4 protein-coding genes are annotated in these 7,362 nt (G+C 58.7%); 1 reads left to right on the forward strand and 3 read right to left on the reverse strand.

Going from position 1 to position 7,362, the window contains the following annotated elements; translation table 11 throughout:
* Positions 1–2,564: biosynthetic peptidoglycan transglycosylase (locus WCG50_RS16030; RefSeq protein WP_336900600.1), on the reverse strand; the 2,564-nt coding region annotated here is incomplete at its 3' end.
* A gap of 235 nt (positions 2,565–2,799) precedes the next feature.
* A complete protein-coding gene (locus WCG50_RS16035; RefSeq protein WP_336900601.1) occupies positions 2,800–5,736 on the reverse strand; it encodes a Cache 3/Cache 2 fusion domain-containing protein in 2,937 nt (978 codons plus the stop codon).
* 173 nt (positions 5,737–5,909) lie between these two features.
* On the opposite strand from WCG50_RS16035, the gene WCG50_RS16040 reads away from it, so the two are divergent.
* A complete protein-coding gene (locus WCG50_RS16040; RefSeq protein ID WP_336900602.1) occupies positions 5,910–6,488 on the forward strand; it encodes a hypothetical protein in 579 nt (192 codons plus the stop codon).
* Here the strand turns inward: WCG50_RS16040 and WCG50_RS16045 are convergent.
* Positions 6,478–7,074, reverse strand: coding sequence for a response regulator (locus WCG50_RS16045; RefSeq protein WP_336900603.1), 597 nt, complete (start codon positions 7,072–7,074; stop codon positions 6,478–6,480). The two genes, WCG50_RS16040 and WCG50_RS16045, sit on opposite strands and share 11 nt — an antisense overlap.
* Positions 7,075–7,362: the final 288 nt, after the last annotated feature.

Genomic DNA, 7,362 nt, shown 5'->3' on the forward strand with positions numbered 1-7,362 from the left:
TGGATGCGTGTGTTGGGTTTGCGCACGCCATCATTGACCAAAATGCCCATCAGCTCGGCCAGTGCCGAAGGTCGGTCGGCCGAAACCCCGAGTGCACTCGCGTAGGAAGGCACCAGCGACTCAAAGGGGTAACCCATTTGAGCCCATTGCTGGTGGATTTCGAGGTACCCGTCCTCTTCAAGCAAGCCCAGAATCCGCTTGTCCTGCGCGGGCTTGCGCGTGCTGGAAAACAACCAGCCATAAACCGCTTGTCGCTCGGCAACACTGGCCTGCATCAGTTGTGTCTGGCTGGGTTTGGGATGCTGGCGCAAGAAGCCCACCAACCACAACTCCAGCGGATGCACCCCTGCCACGTAAGCCCGATCGGCCAGTGTCATCTGCTCGGGCGCAAACTGGGGGTAAAGCTTGGCTAATTTGGACTCAGCCGGTTGCACGCCATCCGGCAAGTGTTCCTTCATGAAGGCCGAGAACTGTGCCTGCGAGGCCTGTGGCTCGATGGTGCGGAAGATGGCGGCCAGCTTTTTGGGGCTCGCAGGCTTGTTGTCCAGCAGCAGTTCCAGCGCCTCGGGCGCGGTTTTGCCCTTGTACTTGACCCAGAAATTTCGCAGAAATACCTGCCCTTCCCGATCGGCAAAGCGCGCCAGGTAAGCGGCGCGGCGCGGGTCGTCGCCATCCTGCAGCAATTGGGCCGAGGCGCCCGAAGTCTGGAACATGTAGTGGTGCACGATGTCGCGCATCAGCCGGATGAACACCAGATTGACCGAATTGCGCAGACCGTCGCGCACGGACATCACCCGACCATCGTCCTCATGCTTGAAGTTATTAAAGTGGTGCAACCCGCCACCGGTCATGAAGCCTTCGGCGGGGCTGGCGGAATAGGACCGCTCCAGCGCCGCTTCCAGCATCGGGCTCAGGCTTTTGTCCTCGGCACGGCTGAGGTAATCCACCGCCCAGCGCGTCAGCACGTCCTGGGGGTCAACGTCCAGGGTGCGCAATTGCGGGCTGTCCAGCGCGACAAGCCGCTGGTGCAACTTATCCACCAGGTCGAGGTAGGTGACCAGCGTGCGCAGCTTGGCGGTTGAGCCGAGGTCGAGTTTGGTGCCTTCGTTGATGTTGAGCGGCTGGTCGAAATTATCGGTTTGCACCCGCAGGTAATTGGCCTCTGGCCCGCGCTCATAGAGGGTAAAGCTGTAAACCACCTTGGCCGGATCGCCCCGGTCCAGCAACTGGTGGGCGTTCAGCCCCGCCGCCTTGGCGCGGCTCGGGTTGCGCAGTTCGCGCAACAAGGTCGTTACGGCAGCTTGCACGGGGGCATCCAGCGTGCTGGTCACGGTCAGGTCCAGCCGGTCCAGGTCATACAAGCGGCTGCCACCCATCAAGCTGGCCAGGTGAGTACGCACGGCATTGGCGGCCTTTTGCGAGACAAAGGAAACCACTGGCGCCGGGATTTGGCGGGCACGTCGCTGCAGTTTGGCCTGAAGCGCCGCATCGCGCAGCGCGGGTGTAATCACCCCGGCGCTGGCGAGCAGACGCAAATGGCTGTCGGTCGCCTGCTCCAGTTCGGCTTCATTGGCATCGAAGTAGTAGGACGGGCGGCGCTGTGAAATCAATAAACTGAGCGCTTGTTTGTAGAGCAGCGCCTGCTCAGCAAGCTCGCCCGGGCTCGCCGGTGAGGCGCTCAGCAAGTGATGGAGCTGACTGAAATCACGCCCGTACCAGACCCACAAGCCATCGCCCAGCCCGTGCACCTCACCAAAACCCGCCTTGGCAGACAGCGGCATGGTGTTCAGGTAGCTCAGCACAATCTGGCGCCGCGCCATGCGGGTGTCTTCCCCCTGTTGGTAGGCGCGCAAGGCGGCCGACACCATCTGCTGCCACTTTTCGTGAACCGAGGCGGTGCGCCCTTCGGACGAATGGCGGTATTTTTCGATTTGCGTCGCCAGCGTACTGCCACCGGGCGCCCGGCCCTCGCCAGTGACAGTGTTGCGGGTTTTGACAAGCACCGCGTTGGCCAGACGGTCCCACTCCACCGCCGGGTTGCGCTGGGGGTGCGCCTCATCCAGCAATTCGCGGTTCTCGATGAACAGCAGGCTCTGCACCAGCACCGGCGCAATATCGTCAAACTGCGCAAACACACGCTGCGGATAACGCGCCTGAAACAGCGTGTTGGCGTGGTCATCCAGAATGTGCAGGCCGCTTTGGGTCTTTTCCCGGTAGGGGGCAAAGTAACCGTCATCGACCAGATCGGCCATGCTGCTGGAGATGCGCGACTGCCGCACGATGTCGAAATTCTGCTTCTGGAGCTGCTCAATCAACACCGGCAACTGCGAATAGCCGAGCCGGTCGTCATACGGCGCCCGCTGCGGAAAACGGATGGCGGGACTCGGCCCTGTTTCAACCGAAAAATTGGCCTTGCGGGCCATCTCGGCAAAGAAGTGCGCCTGATGCGCAGAACTCCGAATTTCCTGAGCGCCCAACAACCCGACAACTGCCAGCAAGGCCAGCGCCCCCGTGACCAGCGCCACCTTGAATCGTGGGGAAAATGGAATCCACTGATATCGCATCGGCCGCATCCTGCAATTCTTCATCAGCTTACAAAGCGGAGCCGACCCTGCCGACCTCCGTTAACTGACTGAAATTTTGCAGCTAAACAGGCGCTTTTTTCTTGCGCTTTCGCATGTTCAGAAAAAACATTGGCAACAGCCTGTAACCGATTCGCATCCAACGTAATAAAACTACTCTTTTAATAGCTACTCACGCACACAGCACGGGGGCTACAGGCCTGAACGCCTTAAAAACCTAGCGGGAAGTCAGCCTCGGTGCGTTAGCGCGCCGGTCGTGCCCGACGGCGACCTGATGGCGACTGCGCACTTTGGGCGCTGCATCGCCGGTCTTGAAAAAGGCAACCGTTTGCTGCAACTGCTCGGCCTGACCTGAAAGCTCTTCGCTGGTGGCGGCGAGCTCTTCGGAAGCCGATGCGTTTTGCTGAGTCGCCTTGCCAAGCTGCCCCATGGCGCCGCCAATTTGCACCACCGATTCGCTTTGCTCTGCGCTGGCAGCCGCAATCTCCTGCACCAGCTCGGACGTCTTCTGGATGCTGGGCACGATCTGGTCAAGCAACTTGCCCGCGCGCTCAGCGGTGGTCACGCTGTTTCTGGCGAGTTCGCCAATTTCCTTGGCCGCCTCCTGGCTACGCTCGGCGAGCTTGCGCACTTCGGCCGCCACCACCGCAAAACCTTTGCCATGCTCACCCGCACGGGCCGCTTCAATGGCGGCATTGAGCGCCAGCAAATTGGTCTGGTAGGCGATGTCGTCGACGATGCCGATCTTGGACGCGATCTGTTTCATGGCAATCACGGTCTGGCTCACGGCGCTGCCGCCGTCCACCGCTTCTTTGCTGGTTTTGGTGGCCATGCCGTCGGTCACCTTGGCGTTGTCGCTATTTTGGTTGATGGAGGCCGACATCACGTCGATGCTGGACGTGGTTTGCTCCACGCTGGCCGCTTGTTCGCTGGCGGCTTGTGACAGCGATTGCGCGGTGGCGCTGACCTGGTTGGCCGCGCCAGTGAGGGCGTCGGCAGCAGCGCGCACTTCGTCCATGATCCGGGTCAGGTTCTCGGCGGTGGCGTTGGCACTGTCCTTGACCTGGCCAAAAAGGCCTTGGTAGTCGCGCTCAATGCGCTGGGTCAGGTCGCCTTCGGCAAAGGCGGCCAGCACCTGGGCCACATCGTTCAAACCCTGCTCACTGGTGTCGATCAGCTGGTTCATGCCGGTCGAGAGGTTGGCAAAGAAACCGGTCTTGCCGTCCATGCTCAGGCGCTGGCTGAAGTCGCCTTGCGCTGCGGCCTGCACCATGGTTTCAATTTGCTGCTCGGCGATCAGTTGCTCGGTCACATCAGACCACTGGCCCACCGTGCCCATGCGTTCACCGCCGTTGCCGATCACTGGCGTGGTGCTGAGGTCGTATTGGCGCCCACCCAGGGTCAGCCGTGAATGGGTCATGCCACTGAGGTTGCGCAGACGTGCCAGCGCGGCTTGCGGATCGGCGTAAAAGACGCCCACACTGCCATTGACGATGCGGTCCGGGTCAAAGCCAGGAATCTGCTTGCGAAACCCGTCCTGGTACTTGCGCAGCGTGGCTTGCAGAGCGTGGTTGATATAGATGACGGTACCGTCGTCGTCGGCAATGCGCACCGGCAGGCTGACGTTGTCCAACGCCGATTTCACCCGGGCGTTGAAACTGGCTGCCTGGGCTGACGCCACCATGGTGTCGCGGGCTGCGTTGGCCACGTCGGTCATGCGCTGCTGCTGGCCCGGCAAGGCCAGCATGTGCTCGGAAAAATCACCCTTCGCGTACTGGTCGAGCAAATCCACCAGCCGCAGCATCACCGTGATGTGGGTCTTGACCAGCTCGTTGCTGGCCTGCGCCATGGCGCCATAGCTGCCTGGCAATTCGTGGGCGGGCATCTGGAAATTGATCATGCCCAGTGCGTGTTGGCGCGCCATCTCGGCTTGCGCAGCCTGGAACTGCGCCAGCACCGTCTGCATATTGGCCATCGAACCGATGAGCTGGCCGATTTCGTCCTGCCGGTCGGTGGTCAGCACCTGCGTCAAATCACCTTGTGCGATCGACTCCGCAGCGCCACGGACCTGCTCCATGGGCCGCGTCACCATGCGGCGAATCAGGAGCAACCAGATGCCGGAAATCAAGGCTACGATGCCCAAGCCCAGCACCGCATAAAAATTACGCAGGCTGTTGACTTCCGCCGTGAACTCGTCCACATAGGTACCACCGGCCACCACCCAGTTCCAGTTCTTCAGGTAAATGAAGGCCACCAGTTTGTCACGCGGCGCGGTTTCGCCCAGCTCTTTGTTGATCCACGGGTAGCGAATCACGCCGGTTCTCTTTTCCAGAATTTCCTTGATGAACTCGCGCCCACTGGCGTCCTTGGAGCCCAGGATGTTTTTGCCTTCCAGCGACGGGTGCACCACCAGATTGCCAAAGTTATCGCCAGCGCGGGCGTCAAGCACATAAAAATAGCCAGACTGGCCCATCTTGATGCTGCGGATGGTTTCTTTCAGGGTTTTCAGGTAGTCCGAAAAATCAAGCCCGACAAAGCTCAAGCCAACGATCTTGCCCGAGGCGTCCTTGATCGGGTCGTATTGCGTCATGTACTGGTGACCAAACAAGGTGGCCAGACCGGTGTAACTGGCACCCTCCAACACAGCCTTGTAACCGGGGTGCGCCCGATCCAGCAAGGTGCCCACGGCACGCTCGGCCTTGTCATTTTTAAGCGAGGTGGTGATGCGCACAAAATCGTCCCCGGACTTGGCGAACACAGTGGCCACAGCACCGGTCATCTCGGTAAAACGGTCCACGGCCCCAAAATCGAGATTCACTATTTTCTTGTCGAGCTTGAGGACCGGTGTGGCGCGCCCCTTGATGTCGAGGGTGGCCGCGTCCAGCTCAAATGTTCCCTTGAAACTGGTCTGAAAGGCCTTGGCCAAGGAAGCGGTGCGAATTCTCAGGTCTTTGTCCGAACTCTCGATCAGGTCAGTCAGTATCTTGGTCTTGTCATTCAATTCGGTGGTGGCCCGGGCTTCAATCGTGTTGGAGACCGAATAACTGATGGCCAGCACAAACAAGGTGAGTACCGTGGCGACCAGCAGAAAATTGCTGAGCGTGAGCTTGGCGCCCAAACTCATGCGCCGCCAGTGGAGAGGAAATGTGAACATTGATGGTTTGCCTTCCTGAGTGATCAATGGTTATAACCGGGAACGATGACCCGCTAAGAACCTAATCCCTGCAGCCCCTGAAAAACAAATTAATTCCATGGATTTAAATTGAGTTAAGTCAAATCTAGCATTTTTCCAAGCCCCAGAATCCGGGCACTTAACTGAAATAACTTATGACCACAAAATGCGGCGAGCTCATTTCCGACCCCGTGCCTGATCACCCCTTGCTGGCCGGTCGACTGGAGATCGGGCGCGGTGAAAACACCATCGTGCTGGAGGGCGATGTGGTCGACGGCCATGAGCATGTTTTCAAGGTAGTCTCATCGCCCACCGACTACGCCTACTACACCGCCACCGACCGACCCACCGGCACCCATTTTCCGGTGGTCTATGCCGATCACGGCACGGCGGGACGCTCAAGCCGCGGTTATGAATTTCACATTATTGAGGTTGAAAAACTCTACCCACTGCCCGGCACCGGCGACGCCACCGAACTGGCGAGCAAGATTTCAACGCTCTACTTCAATGGCTGCCAAACCTGGCGCTACCTGGCGCGCGACATGGGTCGTATTGCACTGCATCATCTGGTGGTGACCCCGATGGGCTGGACCGAAACAGTTCAAAAATCACTCAAGGCGCTAGAGATGTTTTCAGTGGAATACGACGCCCTGCCCGACCTGCTGAAGGCCGACAACCTGATGATCCGCAAGGACGGCACCCTGGTCTTCTCGGACCCGGTTTTTATGGGGTAATTTTTGTCTGGGCCGATTGCATCGACCACACGCCATGCGCGATCGCCTGAAGCCGCTCAAAATCAATCGGCTTGGCAAGAATCTCCACCGATTCGGGCAGCCCACCATGGGCGTTGATCTCAGCCAAGGGAAGCCCGGTAACCACCACAATCGTCATTTTTTTGAAACGAGACATCTCGCACAAAGACCGCACGACCTGAAACCCGTTGGCACCGGGAAGGCGTAAATCACAGATTAAAAGTCGGGGAGACATTTCGCCGACCATGACCAAACCCTCGAAGCCGTTGGTCGTTGTATAGACCGTGACCTTGAACGACCATTGGGCGATGTGACGGCGGTAAAGCTTGAGCAGCGACAGATCGTCTTCGATGATCAAAAGCGGCAGGGCATCAGGTTTTTGCGCCAATGGCACCCCTTGAGCGCGTTCGCGCATGACCCGGGTTACCGATTGATGGGTAATGCGTCGGTGGCCACCTGCCGTCTTCCACCCTTCCAGATAGCCCTTCTCAAGCCATTGTTGCGCCGTGCGCAGTGAGACGCCCAACAAGGTCGCTGCTTTTTGAGTGGTGAAGTAATTCTGTGACATACGTTTTTTGGGGATGCAAGACAGAAAAATGAACCCTGAAGTTTCACTTTTTCGAACAGTTTGACCTTCTCAATTCTAATTTTGATAATACCCCTCGATTTTTCTCTACCTAAACATGTTCTTCCCACTGTTCCTGGTCGCCGTGGTTATTTCATGTGTGACGCCTTATCTAATCTGGCAAAACCGTCGCGCCAAGCATGCGGAAAGGGCCATTGACAGTGCCAACGCCGGCTATTGGATTCTGAATACCGAGGGCGTGTTCATCGACGTCAATCCCGCCTACTGCCG

The sequence above is a fragment of the Rhodoferax sp. genome (genome assembly GCF_037143375.1).
Lineage (GTDB): Bacteria > Pseudomonadota > Gammaproteobacteria > Burkholderiales > Burkholderiaceae_C > Rhodoferax.